At 63.9% G+C, this 17,285-nt stretch carries 21 protein-coding genes; 6 read left to right on the top strand and 15 right to left on the bottom strand.

What is annotated here, in order from left to right; translation table 11 throughout:
- Positions 1-34 precede the first annotated feature (34 nt).
- From C443_RS13160 to larB, 4 genes are all read right to left on the bottom strand, one after another.
- Positions 35-1,432, bottom strand: a complete 1,398-nt coding sequence (locus C443_RS13160) for a phosphoglucomutase/phosphomannomutase family protein (protein WP_005536961.1) — start codon at positions 1,430-1,432, stop codon at positions 35-37.
- 91 nt (positions 1,433-1,523) lie between these two features.
- Positions 1,524-1,808, bottom strand: coding sequence for a GIY-YIG nuclease family protein (locus C443_RS13155; RefSeq protein ID WP_005536960.1), 285 nt, complete (start codon positions 1,806-1,808; stop codon positions 1,524-1,526).
- Between the two features lie 27 nt (positions 1,809-1,835).
- The gene (locus C443_RS22475; RefSeq protein ID WP_420182198.1) at positions 1,836-1,985 is read right to left on the bottom strand and encodes a DUF7563 family protein; all 150 of its coding nucleotides are present in this window, start codon (positions 1,983-1,985) and stop codon (positions 1,836-1,838) included.
- A gap of 102 nt (positions 1,986-2,087) precedes the next feature.
- On the bottom strand, positions 2,088-2,852 hold the full coding sequence (gene larB, locus C443_RS13150) for a nickel pincer cofactor biosynthesis protein LarB (RefSeq protein ID WP_005536959.1): 765 nt from the start codon (positions 2,850-2,852) through the stop codon (positions 2,088-2,090).
- 288 nt (positions 2,853-3,140) lie between these two features.
- Here larB and C443_RS13145 point away from each other — a divergent pair, with 288 nt between their 5' ends.
- On the top strand, positions 3,141-3,308 hold the full coding sequence (locus C443_RS13145; protein ID WP_004517708.1) for a hypothetical protein: 168 nt from the start codon (positions 3,141-3,143) through the stop codon (positions 3,306-3,308).
- A 48-nt stretch (positions 3,309-3,356) separates the two neighbouring features.
- On the opposite strand, the gene rpiA is transcribed toward C443_RS13145, so the two are convergent.
- Entirely contained in the window at positions 3,357-4,043 is a 687-nt protein-coding gene (gene rpiA, locus C443_RS13140; protein ID WP_005536958.1) for a ribose-5-phosphate isomerase RpiA, read from the bottom strand.
- Positions 4,044-4,101: 58 nt separating this feature from the next.
- Here rpiA and C443_RS13135 point away from each other — a divergent pair, with 58 nt between their 5' ends.
- Positions 4,102-4,278 (top strand): hypothetical protein, encoded by a 177-nt coding sequence (locus tag C443_RS13135; protein WP_229727287.1) that lies wholly within the window; start codon positions 4,102-4,104, stop codon positions 4,276-4,278.
- Positions 4,279-4,361: 83 nt separating this feature from the next.
- Positions 4,362-5,678, top strand: a complete 1,317-nt coding sequence (glmM, locus tag C443_RS13130; RefSeq protein ID WP_005536955.1) for a phosphoglucosamine mutase — start codon at positions 4,362-4,364, stop codon at positions 5,676-5,678.
- Positions 5,679-5,782: 104 nt separating this feature from the next.
- On the opposite strand, the gene C443_RS22470 is transcribed toward glmM, so the two are convergent.
- The 8 genes from C443_RS22470 to C443_RS13095 form a co-directional block, all read right to left on the bottom strand.
- Entirely contained in the window at positions 5,783-5,941 is a 159-nt protein-coding gene (locus C443_RS22470; protein WP_044952319.1) for a DUF7563 family protein, read from the bottom strand.
- Between the two features lie 206 nt (positions 5,942-6,147).
- On the bottom strand, positions 6,148-6,732 hold the full coding sequence (locus C443_RS13125; protein ID WP_005536954.1) for a DUF7090 family protein: 585 nt from the start codon (positions 6,730-6,732) through the stop codon (positions 6,148-6,150).
- Between the two features lie 46 nt (positions 6,733-6,778).
- Entirely contained in the window at positions 6,779-7,216 is a 438-nt protein-coding gene (locus C443_RS13120; protein ID WP_005536952.1) for a DUF2391 family protein, read from the bottom strand.
- Between the two features lie 263 nt (positions 7,217-7,479).
- Entirely contained in the window at positions 7,480-8,157 is a 678-nt protein-coding gene (upp, locus tag C443_RS13115) for a uracil phosphoribosyltransferase (protein WP_005536950.1), read from the bottom strand.
- Positions 8,158-8,197: 40 nt separating this feature from the next.
- Positions 8,198-10,906 (bottom strand): TRAP transporter permease, encoded by a 2,709-nt coding sequence (locus C443_RS13110; protein WP_005536948.1) that lies wholly within the window; start codon positions 10,904-10,906, stop codon positions 8,198-8,200.
- A complete protein-coding gene (locus tag C443_RS13105) occupies positions 10,903-11,391 on the bottom strand; it encodes a DUF1850 domain-containing protein (RefSeq protein WP_005536946.1) in 489 nt (162 codons plus the stop codon). Before C443_RS13105 ends, C443_RS13110 begins: the two co-directional genes overlap by 4 nt.
- Before the next feature lie 61 nt (positions 11,392-11,452).
- Positions 11,453-12,502: a TAXI family TRAP transporter solute-binding subunit gene (locus C443_RS13100; RefSeq protein ID WP_005536944.1), complete on the bottom strand. Its 1,050-nt coding sequence runs from the start codon at positions 12,500-12,502 to the stop codon at positions 11,453-11,455.
- A 199-nt stretch (positions 12,503-12,701) separates the two neighbouring features.
- On the bottom strand, positions 12,702-13,394 hold the full coding sequence (locus tag C443_RS13095) for a type 1 glutamine amidotransferase domain-containing protein (protein ID WP_005536943.1): 693 nt from the start codon (positions 13,392-13,394) through the stop codon (positions 12,702-12,704).
- 257 nt (positions 13,395-13,651) lie between these two features.
- Between C443_RS13095 and C443_RS13090 the strand changes: the two genes are divergently transcribed.
- Positions 13,652-14,350, top strand: coding sequence for a DUF5828 family protein (locus tag C443_RS13090; protein ID WP_005536940.1), 699 nt, complete (start codon positions 13,652-13,654; stop codon positions 14,348-14,350).
- A gap of 81 nt (positions 14,351-14,431) precedes the next feature.
- On the opposite strand, the gene C443_RS13085 is transcribed toward C443_RS13090, so the two are convergent.
- A complete protein-coding gene (locus C443_RS13085) occupies positions 14,432-14,713 on the bottom strand; it encodes a hypothetical protein (protein ID WP_005536939.1) in 282 nt (93 codons plus the stop codon).
- Positions 14,714-14,839: 126 nt separating this feature from the next.
- Between C443_RS13085 and C443_RS13080 the strand changes: the two genes are divergently transcribed.
- Complete coding sequence (locus C443_RS13080) at positions 14,840-16,039, top strand: inorganic phosphate transporter (protein ID WP_005536935.1); 1,200 nt, start codon at positions 14,840-14,842, stop codon at positions 16,037-16,039.
- Between the two features lie 4 nt (positions 16,040-16,043).
- Here the strand turns inward: C443_RS13080 and C443_RS13075 are convergent, their stop codons facing one another.
- Positions 16,044-16,259: a hypothetical protein gene (locus C443_RS13075; RefSeq protein ID WP_049944055.1), complete on the bottom strand. Its 216-nt coding sequence runs from the start codon at positions 16,257-16,259 to the stop codon at positions 16,044-16,046.
- A gap of 175 nt (positions 16,260-16,434) precedes the next feature.
- On the opposite strand from C443_RS13075, the gene C443_RS13070 reads away from it, so the two are divergent.
- Complete coding sequence (locus C443_RS13070) at positions 16,435-17,118, top strand: hypothetical protein (protein WP_005536932.1); 684 nt, start codon at positions 16,435-16,437, stop codon at positions 17,116-17,118.
- Positions 17,119-17,285 lie beyond the last annotated feature (167 nt).

Genomic DNA, 17,285 nt, shown 5'->3' with positions numbered 1-17,285 from the left:
GTTGAATAACGCCGGCGAAAAGATTTGGCTTCTGTCAGACCAGCGGTTCGACCAGCTCCCGACCCGCTTCCAGTAGTTCCTCGACGCGTTCCGCACTCGACGCTTCGGCGTAGACGCGGAGCTTCGGCTCCGTGCCCGAGGGGCGGACCAGCACCCACGTCCCGTCTTCGAGTCGGATCTTGAACCCGTCGACCGTGTTGATACCGTCGACAGCGACCCCCGCCAGCGCGTCTGGCAGTGCGGTTTCGAGATCGTCGAGGACCGGCTCCTTCCGGTCGTCCGGACAGTCGACGCTGATCCGGTCCTGGTGGATTTCGCCGTGTTCGTCCAGCAGTCGGTCGACACGAGCGTCAAGCGGTTCCTCGCGCTCGGCGGCGGCGGCGACCAGCGCCACCAGCACGCCGTCCTTGTTCCGCAGGTGGTCCGGCAGGCCGAAGCCACCGGATTCCTCGCCGCCGAACAGGGCGTCGTGGTCGGCCATCGCCTCGGCGACCCACTTGAAGCCGACGGCGACCTCGTGGACATCCTGCCCGTGGGCCTCAGCGACCCGGTCGACGATGCTAGAGGTCGAGACCGTCCGAACGACATCGCCCGCCTCGTCCTCCAGCAGGAAGTCGTACATCGCGGCAAAGAACAGGTTGGGGTCCAGATAGCCGCGGTCGGGCGTGACGACGCCGATACGGTCGGCGTCGCCGTCGTTGATGATTCCCAGCGCGGCGTCGCCCTCGCTGACTTCGCCGACGAGTCCCTCGGCGTTCTCCGCCGACGGTTCGGGCGATCCACCGCCGAATTCCGGGTCCTGTTCACAGTTGAGACAGGTCACGTCGGCCCCGGCCGCTTCGAGCAGGGCGTCGGTAACGCCGCGACCGCTGCCGTACAGCGCGTCGTAGGCGACTGACAGGCCATCGAGGTCGGTGTCAACGAAATCCAGCGCGTGGTCGTGGAACGGGCTGATGAGGTCTTCTTCGGTTCGCTCGCCCCACTCGTCTTCGGGCAGTGGGTCGAGGACGGCGAGGTTCTCCTCGAAGGCGGCCGTCCAGTCGGGCAGCGCCGGCGACCCGTCGCCAGGGATGAACTTCACGCCGTTGTACTCCGGCGGATTGTGGCTGGCTGTGATCTGGAGCGCGCCAGCCAGCCCGCGGTCTTTTACTGTCCAGGCGAGGATCGGTGTTGGCGTGTCCCGGTCCGGCAAGAGTACGTCGAAACCGTTCGCGCGTAGGACGTGTGCGAGTTCGTCGGCGAACCCGGGCGAACTCTCGCGAGCGTCGTACCCGATCGCGACGGTCCCGCTCGCCCCGCGCTCGGCGAGCGTCGTGGCGACGGCCTGGCCGACCATCCGGACCCGCGGCTTCGTGAACACGTCCAGCGTCGCCCGCCAGCCGTCCGTCCCGAAGGCGATTGCACCTGCGTCGACATCCGCGTCGTTGTCCATATCTCGCGGTTCTCAGCCCCCAGACAAAAAGTCACGCCTCATCGGCAAGCTGTCATGTTGCCGGTATCAACGGCGAGCGGCAAGCGGCAGTTCAGATATCGAACTCCGCTTCGGCGTCGCTAGATTCGACGAGCCGTTCCTTCTCCGCTCTGGAGTACTGCTTGATCTCGTACTCACGACTCATCGCGTCGGACTGTGACTCGAATGACTCGACGTGGATGAGTTCGACCGGGGTTCGGCCGCGAGTGTACTTTGCGCCGTCGCCGGCGTCGTGCTCGCGGACGCGGCGTTCCACATCGGTCGTGTAGCCAGTGTAAAACGTGTTGTCGCTACAACGGAGGACGTACACGTGGTAAGGGCTCCGCGCGGTAGTCATCGCACGATGCTGGTGGCCCAGTGGGCCTCACACTTGTTGGGCGCGCTCTCTCGATACCTCGGCAATGCCAGCGTTTGCCGAGCAGTTGGGACACGCCCGGATGTGTCCACGTTCATCCGCGAACACTCGGGCGAACTGGTCTGAGACGTGCGCGCCGCAATGATCACATTCAGGCATCGTGTTCGTCGGCGACACCACCGCCGACGTATACGCGTACGCGCGTTGTTCTCATAGCTCTTTACCCAAATACTTGGGTATGCCCGTGGTCGTGGAAGGTTGCTATTCCCGTGCATCGTCGAGCTGTCTGGCGATTAGGCCGGCCTGCGTTCCGGCAGTGAAGCCAGCATCGATATTCACGACAGAGAGGGCTGTGCAGGACTGGAGTAGCCCCAAAAGGGCTGCCTCACCCTCGCCGCCGTGGCCGTAGCCGGTCGAGACGGGCAGACCGATGATTGGTACATCCACGAGACCGGCGACAACCGTCGGGAGCGCACCCTCACGGCCCGCCGCGACGATGAGCACATCCTGGTCTCGGAAGCCATCGACCGCGTCTATCGTCCGGGCGAGGCTCGCAACACCGACATCGTCTATACGGGTTACGCTGGCACCCATCTCCTCGACGATGAGCGCGGCCTCACCGGCTGGGACGGCGTCGGATGTCCCGGCGGTGACGATACCCACTGATGCATCCAGCGAGGGACGTTCGAACGCGGGCGTTGTCGCCACCAGCCAGTTCGAGCGGTCGTCCCAGCGAACTGTCGCATCCGGGGCGGTCTCGTCCAGTTGTTCCTGAACGGCCGTTGCAGTGGACGTGTCGAGCCGCGTCACGATAGCCCGGTCTGTCGTTTCGATAGCTGTCGCCGCCAGATCCGCCACTTCCGCCGGGGTCTTCCCGTCCGCGAGGACGGCTTCGGGAACGCCGGCGCGGTCCTCCCGAGCAGCGTCGAACCGACCGGCCCCGCTGGTCGCATAGCCCGCAAGCGCCGCCTCGGCCTCCGCCGGAGAGAGGTCGCCCGCCGCAACCGAATCGAGTATATCGCGCATAGGACTCATTCAGGGATACGACCACTCCTATCCGTCGGTCCGGGACAGGCGTATTGCCGCATCAGGGTTGGACCTGTGGGAGCGCGCGTGAGCGACGCTCGGCCAGAGTAACGCGACAGTAGCCGTCTGAGTCAGGCCGAAGGGCGTATACTGACGGATTCATTCGGACACAATCACGGATTTATATGGGGTTATGTGTCGTATAACGCCTCAAACTGCCGGTAATAGGGTCGAGAGCGAACTAATTGGAGAAAGTATATAAGTAACCCCCGTCGATACCTCGTCTGTATGGCAGACCTAATCGTCAAAGCCGCCGTTAAGGAAGAGCTCAACGACATGAACGTAGCGTCCGACTTCTACGACGCACTCGACGAGGAAGTCGAGGAGCTGCTTCAGGACGCAGCCCGACGAGCTGACGAGAACGACCGGAAGACGGTCCAGCCGCGCGACCTGTAAGGTCGTTTCAGGCAGTATATTTTTTTGACGCAAGCCGGCCAGCGACAGCTATTCCAACAGCGGTCGAACGGTGACGCCGTCAGGAGTGCCGACGTGGATTTCGTCGGCCATATCGACGAACAGCCCGTGCTCGACGACACCGGGCAGCGCGGCGAGATCGCTGGCGAGCGCGGCGGGGTCGTCGATAGGCCCGAAGTTACAGTCGAGCACGAGGTTCCCGTTGTCGGTGACGACGGGGCCGTCCTTGCGCTCTGCACGGCGGAGTGCCGGATCGCCGCCCAGACTCTCGACTGATGCGGCGACCGTCGAGCGGGCCATCGGGAGCACTTCGACGGGGACAGGGTGTGAGAGCACGTCCGTCTCTTTCGTCGGATCAGCGACGACGAGGAAGCGGTCAGCACTCGCGTCGACGATCTTCTCCCGGGCGTGCGCCGCGCCGCCACCCTTGATGAGATTGCCGCCGGCCACCTCGTCGGCCCCGTCGATGGCAAGGTCGACCGACACATCCTCGAGGTCCGCCAGCGGGATGCCACAGTCCCGGGCCAGCTGGCGGGACTGAAACGACGTGGGGACGCCGACGACATCGAGTCCGGCGTCGACCGCTTGGCCGATAGCGCGGATAGCATGAGCCGCCGTCGACCCCGTTCCGAGGCCGACGATCATACCATCCTCGACCGCTTCGGCCGCCGATTCACCCGCTGCCTGTTTCGCCGCGTCGGAGCCACCCTGTTTCATGTGCGGTGGGTCGACAGACGCGGACAAAACGTTTGTTCTCCCGTCCGCAAGCGCCCGTATGGCAGAGTGCACGTACTGCGGCTGTCCGGTGGAGGCCCACGAGCCCGTTTTCCTCAGCGAGACGCCGGACGGGAAACCGACGGCGCAGTTCTGCAACTACGGCTGCCTGTCAGCGCACATCGACGACGCAGACCTGACGACCGGGACGGCCTGTGAGTGGTCGCCGACGGGGTAGCGGCGCGGTGTCGGAACCATCGGCCGACAACACCTGTCCGATGCCGGATGGATTTTAGGGGCGGCCCGACCCAGAAAGCAGTAATGACACAGTTCGGAACGAGCGGGATTCGGGGGCCCGTCGGTGAGACGGTCACAGCCGAGTTGGCGCTCTCGGTGGGCCGGGCGCTTGGCATCGACTGCGAGCGAGTCGTCGTCGGCCGGGACCCGCGAACGAGCGGCGAGTACCTGCAGGCGGCGCTGGTAGCCGGCCTCCGGGAGAGCGGCGTCGACGTGGTCGACCTCGGCGGCGCGGCGACGCCGACGATCGGACGAGCAGTGGCGTGGCAGGACGCCGACGCCGGCGTCGCAGTGACGGCGAGTCACAACCCCCCGGAAGACAACGGCATCAAGCTCTGGCAGCCCAGCGGACAAGCCTTCGATTCGGACCTGCGGGCGACAATCGAACAGCGACTAGACGAGGATGCGTTCGAGCCAGCGACGTGGGACGAGAGCGGTAGCCTAGCGTCCCGGGATGTCAGCCAGCGCCACGTCGACGCGCTAGTCGCGGAAGTCGGCGGGACAGACCTCGATAGCCACGTCGTCGTCGACCTCGGCAACGGCGCGGGCCGGGTCAGTGTCGACGCCCTCACCGAACTGGGCTGTGCCGTCGAGACGCTCAACGGCCAGCCCGACGGTGCGTTCCCCGGTCGACCCTCGGAGCCGAAAGCCGAGCACTGCGAGTCGCTTTCGACGCTGGTGGCCGAGTCCGACGCCGACCTCGGCATCGCCCACGACGGCGACGCCGACCGGATGCGGGCGGTTGCGGCCGACGGGACCTTCCTCTCCGGCGACGTGTTGCTGGCCATGTTCGCCCGTGCCGCGGCATCACCGGGCGAGCGGGTCGCCGTCCCGGTCGATACGAGCCTCGCCGTCGAAGACCACCTCAACGACATCGACGTCTCTATCGAGTACACCCCGGTTGGGGACGTGTACGTCGCCGAGGCCGCGAGCGAGGACGAGGTCGTTTTCGGTGGCGAACCAAGCGGTGCGTGGATCTGGCCCGAGCGAACGCTGTGCCCGGACGGTCCGCTGGCGGCCTGCACCGCTGCGGCGCTGGACAGCGAGCGCCCGCTAGACGACCGCGCCGCCGACGTGCCGGAGTACCCCATCCGCCGAGACAGCGTCGAAACTGACGAGAAGGGAGCGGTGATGGACCGCGTTCGGGAGACTGTGACCGATGCCTACGACGACGTGACGACGCTCGACGGCGTCCGCGTCGACCTCGGCGACGCGTGGTTCCTCCTGCGGGCCAGCGGCACACAGCCGCTCGTTCGGATTACCGCCGAAGCCCGCGACCCAGACCGTGCTGATGCGGTGTTCGAGGAAGCACGCACACGCCTCACGGACGCGCTGGTATAGATGAAACGAGAATACCGGGAAAACAGCGGTTGGTAGCGAGTGTAGCCGGCGAGGAAAACGTCCCCGCAACCGTCAGGTCACAGGGCGGCAGTTCCTGACCGGTTCTATCCGCGACGTGTGGACCGGGCCTCACGGACGTCTGCCCCGTCGCGAATCTTGTCTTCGCACTGCGGACAGACTCTGGGCTTTTCGACCCCGTTCGGCGTGAACACACGCGCGTAGTCAGCCGTTACAAAATTACCGCAGTTCTGGCATTCCGGCATACAACCCTGTATGTGGGTTATACCCTCTTAATTGTTATTGGTTTGGTAAGAGATCTCATGCGGGGCGTTGGCGTCGCTACCCGGTGAAAACGCCATTTCGTTCGAAAGAGCGAAATGCCATCAGGGTACTCGATTGGGGAAGTAGTGTCGATCGGCTACCACAAATCGGTCGAAGGAGCGGTGGATTCCGGACAGAGTGTGTCGGGCTACGCCTCGAAGGTACTGGTGATGGTTCCGTCCTCAGACAGTTCGATGACACCGTCGAAGAGTTCCCGGAACGCCGCGACCGTCTCCTCGTCGTGGACCTCGTCGGCGAGGTGGAACATCCCGACGGCGTCGTACTCGTCTAGCAGGTCGAGGATGTCTTCGACGGCCGAGAGCGCGCCGTCCTCGTCAGCGTAGTAGATGAGTTCCGTCAGCGAGTCGAAGGTCACGCGGAGTTTCCCGTCGTGTTCCTGCAGGAACGTCTCGGCCTCCGAGACAATACCGGAGAGGTCGTCCGGCGCGGAGACGTATCGGACGCTTTCGGATTGGCGGCGGGTATAGCCGCGCTCAACCGACAGCGTGTCGAGGATGGTCGCCTTCGACTCGTCGACCTCGTAGTACTCCAGTTTCTGCTTGACCTCCCGAGCAGTGGTCCGGGTCGAGATGACGAGCATCGAGTCCGTGTCGGTCGCAAGGAAATCCGTGTCCAGTCGGTCCGTTTCGCCGGTACTCGGGTGCAGGAGCAGTATCCCTGTGCCACCCGGAACAGTCTCCGGCGCGTTGTCGATAGCCAGCGTGTACTCCATATGCACATCAAGGAGGGTGGCACCCAATTAAGTGTGCGGGTCACGGTCAGAATACGCTGTCTGCCGTCGCAGCCCCGACGACGCTGAAGATAGCACCGACAGTGATGGCCTTCAGTGTCGTCAGGAAGACGGCCATCGGCGTCGGGTCCGGGAGAATGCCACCGTTGATGAGGAACGTGTCAGGGGCGGTCAGCGCCACCGCGAGGATGGCGACCGACCCGAACGCGACACCCATCAGCGAGACGAACCGGATCGGGATACCGGCCACCTCCGCCTCAGTGTCCACGTCCCGGCCCGCGTCAGCCTTGTACAGCGCCCCGTAACCGATAGCGAACACGATACCCACGACGAGAACCGCGTGATACCAGGACATGTTCTCGGCCAGCACCCACACCTCCTCGGTCACGACGAACGGTCCCGCGAGCAGGAACCCGCCGACGAGTTGCTGGGCGGTGTCCGCGACCCGGTATCGGCGTCGAACCATACTGGGTTGCTGTCCCGTCAGCAGGAAAGCCTCCCGGTCCGCCACTGCCCAACAGGAACCACGTCCAGTCCCGCGTGGCGGTTCACGGCCGTCGTTCTCGTTTCAACTGGACGGAAAATATGCCGCCGTCTCTCGGTTTCCAGGTGAAGCAAGGGGGTACAGCAGCTGTGGAAGGATGGAAAATCGCGACATCATCGGCTGATTCGGCCCGGATATAAAAATATTTCGTCCCTCCGTCGACAGGTCGAGCGGGCCGGGACGGCTTACGTCGTCCGGAAGGCGCGGTCGCCGGCGTCGCCGAGCCCCGGAACGATGAACCCGTCCTCGTCGAGTTCGTCGTCAATAGCGACGCTGATGATGTCAGCATCCGGCTGCGCCTCCGAGACCCGGACGATCCCCTCGGGTGCGGAAACCGCGGCCAAGACAAGCAAGTTCTCCGGCTCCGTCTTCTCTGAGGTGATGTAGTCCAGTACCGTAGCCATCGTCGACCCGGTCGCAAGCATCGGGTCCGCGATGATGACGGTGTCGTCCTCGGTGATTTCGGGCAGTTTGACGTACTCGACCGAGATTGGGAACTCGCCGTCGTCGTTCATCCCGGCGTCCTCGTCGCGGCTGGCGGAGATGACGCCCTGTCTGGCGCGGGGGAACGCTTTGAGCAGTCCCTCGACAAACGGCGTCGCAGCGCGAAGGACGTTGACGATGACCACGTCTTCGAGTCCTTTGACGCGCTCGCCCATCGTCGTGGTCAGCGGCGTCTGGATTTCCGTATATTCGGTCTCCATCCGGCCGTCGATGATCTCGTAGCCACAGATACGGCCGAGGCGGACCAGCCCCTTCCGGAACGCGACCTGTTCAGTCTCGACGTTTCGTATGCGTGTCAGTTCGTCTCGCGCCAGCGCGTGCGTGACGACGGAGGCGTCGCCGCGCTGCTCAATTGGCATATCGTGCCCGTTGACCCCCGATGGGTTAAACGGTTCTCACTCACGCCGGCTCAGCCGTGCTTGACCGTACCGCAGGGTCACCGCCGCGCTGGCGGTTCTTGGCCATGAGGAAGAGGAACAAAGCCAGGCCGACACCGCGGAGCACAACGTCGAGCAGCACCGTCACCTCACCACCGGCGATACCGACGAGTCCGAGGAGGTCGTACACACCGGACACCGCAAGACCGGGTGCCATCAGGAGTAGCGAACTGAACGCAAACGCCGCGCGCTCGCTTCGGGAGACCGGCGCGTACGCGAACCCAATAACCGTCGCGGCCAGCGCGACGACGCCAAGGAAGACGCCGATGACGGGGATCAGGATCTCGGGAATAGAGTAGCCGAGGTCCAGCAGGTCGGCCGGCTGGATAACACGGTACTGATTGCCGACATCGAGGTCGGCCTCGGGAACGCGCCGCAACAGGATAATACCCGGCGTGACAACGAACGCGAACGGCACGATAGCCTTGTTGAGCGACAGGGAGAACGCCTCGATACCGGTCTCGAAAGCGTCGGACTTCGCGACGCCGGAAGCGGCGTAGGCAGCCACGGCGACCGGCGGCGTGATGTCGGCGATGACGCCGAAGTAGAGGATAAACAGGTGCGCCGCGAGCAGCGGGACGCCGAACTCGGTCAGCGCCGGCGCGAGCAGTGAGACGAGGATGATGTAGGTCACCGTCGTCGGCATCCCCATCCCGAGGATAATCGAGGAGAACGCAGTGACGAGCAACAGCAAGACCAGCGAGCCGCCGGCGACGGTCGTGATAAGCGAGACGAGGTTCGGGCCGAGACCTGAGACGCTGATGACGCCCGGAATGATACCGGCGGCGGCGACGGCGATGACGACCGGAACCGCGGTTCTGGCTCCGCTCTCCATAGATTTCCCGAGGAAGACGCCGAGCCTGTACAGCCCGTTCGAGGCCAGGTCCGGCCGGCCAACGGCGTCGGCAGTCGTCTCGGCAGTGTCGTCGACGGCGCTATCGAACGACAGTATCGGCGAGTCGAGCCGGGGCCGGGTAATCAACGTGAGGACACCGGCGAGGATGATCAGCGTGCCGAGATCGCCGACGGTGGCCGAGAACGCGCCGACGACGGTCTGAGACCCCGTTCCGTCGCCGGCCAGCGCACTCAGAACGCCGGCACCGAACAGATACTGGGAGAGGAACGATGCACCGAACAACACACCGAAAACCGCACCGAGTCGAGCACGCGTCTCATCGCTGTAGGCCGCGACGAGCGTGATGAGCGCCCCGATGGCGATGAGCGTGAACCACGCCGAGCGGGCAACCGACAACCGCTCGACGATGAGGTAGTACAGCAACAGCCCGATCGGGACGAGGTAGAACCAGCCGCTACGGAAGTGGCTGCGGATGTCGACCAGTTCGGAGGGGTCAAGACCACCGATGTTCTCCTTGACCGCCTCGAAGTGGACCATCACCCAGACGCCGAAGAAGAACACAATAGCGGGAATCGTCGCGGCAACGATGACGTCAGCGAACGACGTCCCCGTGTACTGGACGATGAGGAACGCAGCGGCCCCCATCACCGGTGGGAGAATCTGACCGCCCGAGGAGGCAGATGCCTCGACACCGCCGGAGAACTCAGGCGAGTAGCCCGACCGCTTCATCAGCGGAATCGTGAACGCGCCCGTCGTCACCGTGTTCGCGATGGAGGACCCGGAGATGGTCCCCATAAATCCGCTGGCGAGGATGGACGCCTTCGCCGGGCCACCCTTCCGCGTGCCCGTCGCGCCGTACGCGAGGTCAATGAACCACTGCCCCGCGCCGGACATTTCGAGGAACGCGCCAAACAGGATGAAGATGTAGATGAACTGCACGGAGACGCTGACCGGAACCCCGAACACCCCGTTTTCCGTGTTGTACCAGAGGTTCTGGATGATAGAGGGCCAGGACAGTTCCGGGATGGAAAGTACGCCGACGTAGGCGGCGTCCTGCGGGATGAGGACACCGAAACGGGCGTAGACAACGAAGGCGGCGACGATAAACATCAGCCAGAGACTGATCGCCCGACGGGTTGCTTCAAGGACAAGCAAGATGCCGACCACACCCAGTACGAATGCGTAGGAGGTGTCAGCGAGTGGTCCGAGCAGGCCCGCTATCGGCTCCAAGAAAGTGAACACTTCCTGAATGGGACGGCCGCTCTCAAGGCCCAGTGCGCGCATTCGACGGATCTCGTCGAAGTCAGTGATGAAGTACGCGGCCGACAGCGTTGACAGGATCATGAAAACGAAATCCGAAGGCGTCACACGGTCCATCTCGGCGTCGAGGAACGCCCAGGCGAGAGCATTCCCGATAGCGTGAACGACACGAGACACCGGATGCTCCTCACCGAGTTTTTGATCCACCAGCGACCCGAGCACAATGCAACGCCGGGAAAGCGGGCCATCGCCGGTGCTGCTAGGATACAGCAAGAATGTCAAAATGAGGCCGAAGGCGACGTGAACGGCACGGATCTGGAGGTCTTGCAGTGACGCGAACACGACATCACCGACACCGGGGAGCGAGAGCGAGAGGACAAATCCTTTCGCCGCGATCCACATCTGAAACCCCGAAAACGAGATGCCGATGAGCGCGACGAGGACAACGGCCCAGCCTGTCAGCGAGCGTTTCCGCTCGATCTCCTGCAGTACTTCATCAACTTCCTCGTCCGATACGGCCTCCCCACCGTCGTCAGATCGTGTGCTTTCAGTCATGTGTTGAGCTGGTCTGTCGCAGCACCGAACGCCGAGCGCTGGGTCACGTAGAGGTGGACCGAGCGGCCGTTGGTGCGGGCTACCAAATCGTAGGTTTCGGCTCCGACGTGAAGTTTATGTCCTGCAACATCACCGGGAGAGACTGTCATACGCGTGTAGTTGCCTGGCGGGTCGAACACGTACATCCCGTCCTCGCGGGTGACGTTGGCCCGGCTTGGAAGCCCCCAGCCGAACGATTCAAACTCCATGCGAGTCATTTCGAGGTGGTCACCGCGGACCGTGTACTCGTCGTAGACTCGCGTTTTTTCGACACTGTGCATATATTCCAGCGCGACGATCGTGCCGTCTTCGACCGGAGCCGTTAGATACTGCTCACCGGTCTCGACGTCTTCAACGACCAATGCACGTCCGCCGGGGAGCGCTGCTACTGTCCCGATGAGGAGGAGGGCAACGAGCACCGCGATGGCAACGTATCGTCGTCTCATTCCCGTTGGTGAGTAATAGAAGGTGGTTAGTTAACGATACGGATAGCGTCAGCCGACGACGTTACGCGTCGAAGTATGCCGCTGCGCCGGGATGGAGTTCGATGGACATCCCGTCCTGTGCGGAGTCCGCGCTGATGAAGTCCGTCTTGATCGAGAGGTCGTCAACGTTGTCGAAGATAGCGCCGGTGACCGACTCGACCGTCCCCTCGGGCTGTTCGGCGTTCGTCGCGATCATTGCCTGCACAGCGATTGTTTCGACGGCCTCGTCGACGCCGGTGTAGGTGTCGGCGGGGATGGTGTCGTCAGCGAACCAGGAGGCATCCTCCTTCGCTGCGGCACGGTTGTCGCCGGAGATCGGGACGATGACGAGGTCGTTGGTGTTCGCGAGGTCCTCAATAGCGCCGACCGGCCAGCCACCGACGACGAATGCGGCGTCGATGTCGCCGTTCCGGAGCTGGTCGGCAGCCTGGGAGAACGAGGCGTTCTGCTCGTTGTAATCGGAGACGCCAACTGACTCCAGAATCTGGAGCGCGTTGACCTGGGTCCCGCTCCCGAGGTCGCCGGTGTTGATCGTCGCCCCTTCGAGGTCAGAGAGCTGCGTGATGCCCGTGTCCGCGAGGGTGACGACCGTGATGGTCTCCGGGTACAGGGTCGCAACGCCACGGAGGTTCTCGATGGCGTTGTCCTGGAACGCATCGATCCCTTCACCGTTCTTCGCGAACGAGGCGATGTCGTTCTGGATGAGCGCGAAGTCGGCGTCGCCGCTGGCGAGGTTGCCGACGTTTTCGACGCTCGCACCGGTCGACTGGACGTTCAGCGTGAAGTCAGTGTTGTCCTCTACGACCGTCTTGAACTCGTTCGAGAGCGGGAAGTAGGTGCCACCGGTGCCGCCGGCGTGCCAGGAGAGGCGAGTCTCCGTCTCGCCTTCAGTCATCTCTCCTTCGGTCATCTCTCCTTCGGTCATCTCTCCTTCGGTCATTTCGCCGTCGCCTTCAGTCGTCTCGCCGTCGCCGCCATCGCCGCCGTCGCCGCCGCCACAACCGGCGAGAGCTGCGACACCTGCAACGCCTGCTGTCTTGAGGAACCGCCTGCGCGTGGAGTTGTTAGTCATACGTATGTCTACGTTGCACGGAGGCTTCAAGAAGGTTAGCTAGTACACAGTCGTTATTTGACTATATCGTGCGATAGCGTATGCCACTGTATTCCCCGAGACGGCGACTGCGTGGGAAAACGGATCCGGGCCGGACGTGCTCGCTTCCGAGGAATTCAGCTGAATTGATAAGTTGCGGCGATCGGCGGGCGTCCGGTCGTCACGCCGACGTCTCGATACCGAGTTCGTCGAGCAGCGTCCGAGCGGCCGCAGCCGACGACGGTGGGCCACGAGCCGTGATCAGGTCACCGTCGATCGTGACGCTGGTGTCGGCATCGAGTTCGGCGTCCCAATCCGCACCGACGGCCCTCACTTCATCTTCGACCCAGTACGGGAGCTTGCGGCCGTCAGGGAGCAGGTCGTTCTCGTCGACGATGCCTTCTTCCCAGGCGTTCGGGAAACCGGTGACCGAGCGGCCGTCGGCGAGGAACTCGCCGTCCCTATTGCGGGTGAAGGCCAGAATCCCGACTGTGTGACAGACGACGAGCGCCTTGCCGTCGTCGCCGGCGACGCTCTCGCGCAGCAGTTCACGGGCGTGGACATCCTGCGTGACGTCCCACTCCGCGCCGTGGCCGCCGGGGAATACGACGGTGTCGTAGTCCTCGGCGTCGGCCTGTGCCAGTGGGATCGGGTTGTTCAGGCGCTCGTCGGTCTCGTGGACCTCTCGAACGTGCTCCGAGAGGTCTTCGCCGACTTCTTCGGGGTCGACGGAGCGCTCGTCAAGCACCGGCGGCTCGCCGGTCGGTGTCGCTACCGTGATATCCAGGCCAGCGTCTGTGAGGGTCGTCAGCGGCTCGATACATTCTTCGCCCCAGTACCCGTGTTCGCTTACGACGAATAGTGCGGATGACATCAAACTACTATTCGCGTGCAATCCTTATAAGCGGCCGTTCGGTGTTGAGCGAAGTGGGGCGAACAAGCAGGCCACTATGCAGTAGAAATACGTCGTCTACGTGTTGATACCGAGGGCCGAGAGGAGACTGGCGGGAGAGTATCACGTCTGTCGTCATGGCGGAAACGTTTAACCCCACTGAGCAGCAATCCGCTGTGTACAGATGGACAGCCCACTGCAGCAGGTCCCGCGGCTGTCATAGACCGATCTATTATACCATGGCAGACATCGAAGAGAGCGTTTCAGGATTCAAGACGAAAGGCGGCTGGGTCGACATCGTCGAGCACGGCGAGCGCATCACACAGGCGCTGAAAGACATCGCTTCGGACGAAGCCGTCGACGAGGACGCCCTCAGTGAGTTCGACGAGTGGCGACCGAAGAGCCACGAGCGACTGGACGAGGACGTCAACGAGAAAACCGCTGACCAGGCGAGCGTCGACGAGGGCAAGGGGGAACAGGCCGGCAAGGGGCCGGACGAGGACCTCCAGACCGCTGGCGAGAAACTCAGCGAGTCCTACGAGAACCTCGACGAACCGGACGAGGCGATGGAGCGCTGGAGCGAGTCCGTCGACTACGTCGCCCGCGCGGCCGACTCCGCCAGCCGGAAGGCCCTGCGGAAGGTCGAGGACACCGTCTACCGCAACGTGATGACCCAGATCGCCCCGTACTACTTCGACAACGACCTCATCAGCGCGAACCTCCGCCGCGTCGGTGACGGCGACCGCCCCGAGTACGTCTTCGAGGTCAACGTCAACGACGACGACCTGAAGATGCGCGTCTCGAACAAGCTTGCCGACTTCGAGCAGGCTGTCGACCGCTGGCACGTCGATACCGAGAAGGTCACCGAAGCCGTGGAGGCCGCCGAGGGTGTGGACGCGACGGAGCCGGGCGAAGAGACCGACGCGAAGACGAACTAAGCTCGCCGCCGTGCGAGCGGCATCGGCTTCCAGCGTCGCCACGCGAAGACTAACTAACCACGAGCGCGGCCGTACAGACGGTCAGATAGCGTCGTCGGGATCGTGTTTTTCGGCCATCCGTGTCACCTCAGCCTCGTACTGTGCCTGCAGGTCCGGGTCGTCGACGGACCCGAAGTTGTCCGGGTCAGCATCGACGGCGGCCGTGGTCTCTCGCACGTCGGAAAACGAGGTCAGGGCACGCTCCTTGCGGAAGTACTGTTCGCCGTCGGGCGTCGCGTACGTGAGGATGATGAGGTTCTGCTCGTCGTCGGAGTAGGTTCGTTCGACCAGCCAGACGCGGACACTCTCTTCAGTGGCGGACATACGAGATTGAACTACGCACTGGCACCTGAACGTTTGCCCGTGACGCCCGCGCCCAAGTCGAGAATCGGCCTTACAAAGGCGCGCGAACGGTAGGCTCATTGCAGGGCGGGGCAAACGCCGTGACAGATGGTCGCGACGAGTACGATTGCGACGCTTGTTGTCGCGTCAGCCGCGAGTCTGTTCATGGCCTGGGCTATCGGTGCCGGGTCGTCCGGGTCCACTCCGTTCGCGCCGGCCGTCGGTGCGAATGCGATCTCGGTGATGCGCGCCGGGTTCTTTGTCGGCATCCTCGGACTGGCCGGCGCGGTCCTGCAGGGAGCCAACGTCACAGAAGCTGTCGGGAGCGAACTCGTCCTGTTCCCGAGCGGCGGCGGCCTCTCGGCGATCGCCGCTATCGTCGCCCTCCTCACTGCGGCGGTGCTGGTCGCCGTCGGAATCTTCACTGGCTACCCCATCGCGACGGCGTTCACAGTCACCGGTGCGGTGGTCGGCGTCGGACTGGCGATAGGCGGCCAGCCGGCGACGGCCAAGTACATCGAAATCGTCTCGCTGTGGGTCCTGACGCCCTTCGTCGGCGGGGGTATCGCCTTCGGGACGGCGTGGTCGCTCCGGCACGAGGCCACGACCGAGGAACGGCTTGTGCCGCTGCTGGGCGGGCTGGTCGGTGTGATCCTGGCGAACATCGAGTTCGTACTACTGGCACCGGGCAGTGAGCAGGCGTCTGTCGCCCGCGCCGTCGCCCGAGCGGCCGGGACGCCGGTACTCCCGTCGATGGCAGTCGTGACGCTACTCGCGGGCGTAATCGCGGGTGGACTGCTGTATCTAGATATCAGAGCGGATGCAGCCGCCGGGCAGCGGCACTTCTTGCTGGTGATGGGCGGGCTCGTGGCTTTCTCCGCCGGCGGGAGCCAGGTCGGGCTGGCGCTGGGACCGCTGGTCCCCCTGCTCGGGGAGGGGCCGACGGCGGCCATCCCCATCACCGGCGTTCTGTTGTTCGGCGGCCTCGGCCTCCTCATTGGGTCCTGGACGGGCGCACCGCGGATGATAAAGGCGCTGGCACAGGACTACTCCTCGCTCGGGCCGCGGCGCTCCATCGGCGCATTGATTCCGAGCTTCATCATCGCGCAAGCGGCCGTCTTCTTCGGCATTCCGGTGTCGTTCAACGAGATCATCGTCTCCGCTATCGTCGGTTCCGGCGCAGCCGCGGGCGGCGGCGAAGTCAGCCGGGAGAAGATGGGCAAGACGGTGCTGGCCTGGGTCGGGTCGCTCGCACTGGCGTTCGGGCTGAGCTACGGCCTCTTCTGGATTATCGACGCGGTGCTCTGATCGGTCAGCGACCCCAGACGTAGCGACTGACGGCCTCGTTCACTCTGGTCGAGAGCCGGCCCATCCAGACCTCGGGCGAGACGCGCTCGATGTCGCGCTGGTCGACCTCGATGCGGTCATCGCCGAACGGGTCGTGAGGTTTCTCGCCTTCGGTTTCGTCGACAGCGTCGACGACGACAGTCATCGAGCAGCGCCCGCAGGCCTCAGTTTCTTCACTCATAATTGTTAGTGATTATTTGGAAGCCAGCATCAAAAACCTGCCGCGGCGCTCGTGTACGGCCCGTGAACGACCGTCGGCTGACCGACGGGCTTAAGACGCCGACACGGCATCGCCATGATATGACTTACCGCGGCAGACGAGCAGTACGAGCTGAACGCCCACAGAACTCACGACGATGAGCGAGGAATCCAAGTCCACGTCGGGCGAGGAGCCGCCGGACTACAGCGCGGATGACTGGGAGGACCCCGTCACTGGGGCGGTCCCGAAATCTGAGTTGCCCGACGACATTGTCGAGGAGGTGCCACACTGGACAGATGATCCCTACTTCGACCGGGTGAGCGACCGCCTGATGTACAACTACACGCTGGAGCGGGATCACCAGCTCCGGGGCGAGCGCTGGGACCTCTACGGCGAGATGCGGGTCCTCAACCAGAAGCAGTTCTTCCACCCGGCGCTGTCCTACGGCGACCACGAGTCCGAGGAGTACCTCTACGCCCGCCGCGTCGACCGGCCGACGGTCGGCGAACTGAAGCGGCTGGTCGAACTCGGCCACGACCTGGCCGACAAACGGGTCACGCCGAACGAAGAGCACTACCGAACTGACTTCACGTTCGTCCTCGTCGCCGACGAGCTACCCGACGAGGTTCGATCGTTCGTTGAGGGCCAGCGCGAGCGCACACTGCTGAAGTACGGCTACTACGGTCACTACGAGGTCAATCTGGGCGTCGTCGTTCCGGACGCACAGAAGGCTGTCGCCGGCGAAGCTGCCGACGTGGTCGAAGCGTTCGTCCTCTGGGAAGACGTGACCCAGCCCGAGGAAGGAGTGCTGTCGCGGCTTGCCAAGCGGTTCTGGAAATGACGCCCCCGACACGCCGCGGTTTTGTCGTCGCCTGTACGGCCGTGCTGGCCGGCTGTGGCATCCTGCCAGAAGAGAGCGAGCCGATCGAAGCCAGCGCGACCGCACCGGCAGTGCTCCCCGAATCCGGCGACTACTCGCTCGTTGTCGAGGAGCTGTCTCTTATACAC

It is taken from the genome of Haloarcula argentinensis DSM 12282, from assembly GCA_000336895.1.
Lineage (GTDB): Archaea > Halobacteriota > Halobacteria > Halobacteriales > Haloarculaceae > Haloarcula > Haloarcula argentinensis.
Note: the sequence above shows the minus strand (reverse complement) of the source record. Positions and strands in the feature narration are given on the sequence as shown.

What these genes read in the sequence shown, in the direction of transcription:
- C443_RS13160 (WP_005536961.1), bottom strand. Translation starts at nt 1,432, where the DNA reads ATGGACAACGACGCGGATGTCGACGCAGGTGCAATCGCCTTCGGGACG.
- C443_RS13155 (WP_005536960.1), bottom strand. Translation starts at nt 1,808, where the DNA reads ATGACTACCGCGCGGAGCCCTTACCACGTGTACGTCCTCCGTTGTAGC.
- C443_RS22475 (WP_420182198.1), bottom strand. Translation starts at nt 1,985, where the DNA reads ATGCCTGAATGTGATCATTGCGGCGCGCACGTCTCAGACCAGTTCGCC.
- larB (WP_005536959.1), bottom strand. Translation starts at nt 2,852, where the DNA reads ATGCGCGATATACTCGATTCGGTTGCGGCGGGCGACCTCTCTCCGGCG.
- C443_RS13145 (WP_004517708.1), top strand. Translation starts at nt 3,141, where the DNA reads ATGGCAGACCTAATCGTCAAAGCCGCCGTTAAGGAAGAGCTCAACGAC.
- rpiA (WP_005536958.1), bottom strand. Translation starts at nt 4,043, where the DNA reads ATGAAACAGGGTGGCTCCGACGCGGCGAAACAGGCAGCGGGTGAATCG.
- C443_RS13135 (WP_229727287.1), top strand. Translation starts at nt 4,102, where the DNA reads ATGGCAGAGTGCACGTACTGCGGCTGTCCGGTGGAGGCCCACGAGCCC.
- glmM (WP_005536955.1), top strand. Translation starts at nt 4,362, where the DNA reads ATGACACAGTTCGGAACGAGCGGGATTCGGGGGCCCGTCGGTGAGACG.
- C443_RS22470 (WP_044952319.1), bottom strand. Translation starts at nt 5,941, where the DNA reads ATGCCGGAATGCCAGAACTGCGGTAATTTTGTAACGGCTGACTACGCG.
- C443_RS13125 (WP_005536954.1), bottom strand. Translation starts at nt 6,732, where the DNA reads ATGGAGTACACGCTGGCTATCGACAACGCGCCGGAGACTGTTCCGGGT.
- C443_RS13120 (WP_005536952.1), bottom strand. Translation starts at nt 7,216, where the DNA reads ATGGTTCGACGCCGATACCGGGTCGCGGACACCGCCCAGCAACTCGTC.
- upp (WP_005536950.1), bottom strand. Translation starts at nt 8,157, where the DNA reads ATGCCAATTGAGCAGCGCGGCGACGCCTCCGTCGTCACGCACGCGCTG.
- C443_RS13110 (WP_005536948.1), bottom strand. Translation starts at nt 10,906, where the DNA reads ATGACTGAAAGCACACGATCTGACGACGGTGGGGAGGCCGTATCGGAC.
- C443_RS13105 (WP_005536946.1), bottom strand. Translation starts at nt 11,391, where the DNA reads ATGAGACGACGATACGTTGCCATCGCGGTGCTCGTTGCCCTCCTCCTC.
- C443_RS13100 (WP_005536944.1), bottom strand. Translation starts at nt 12,502, where the DNA reads ATGACTAACAACTCCACGCGCAGGCGGTTCCTCAAGACAGCAGGCGTT.
- C443_RS13095 (WP_005536943.1), bottom strand. Translation starts at nt 13,394, where the DNA reads ATGTCATCCGCACTATTCGTCGTAAGCGAACACGGGTACTGGGGCGAA.
- C443_RS13090 (WP_005536940.1), top strand. Translation starts at nt 13,652, where the DNA reads ATGGCAGACATCGAAGAGAGCGTTTCAGGATTCAAGACGAAAGGCGGC.
- C443_RS13085 (WP_005536939.1), bottom strand. Translation starts at nt 14,713, where the DNA reads ATGTCCGCCACTGAAGAGAGTGTCCGCGTCTGGCTGGTCGAACGAACC.
- C443_RS13080 (WP_005536935.1), top strand. Translation starts at nt 14,840, where the DNA reads ATGGTCGCGACGAGTACGATTGCGACGCTTGTTGTCGCGTCAGCCGCG.
- C443_RS13075 (WP_049944055.1), bottom strand. Translation starts at nt 16,259, where the DNA reads ATGAGTGAAGAAACTGAGGCCTGCGGGCGCTGCTCGATGACTGTCGTC.
- C443_RS13070 (WP_005536932.1), top strand. Translation starts at nt 16,435, where the DNA reads ATGAGCGAGGAATCCAAGTCCACGTCGGGCGAGGAGCCGCCGGACTAC.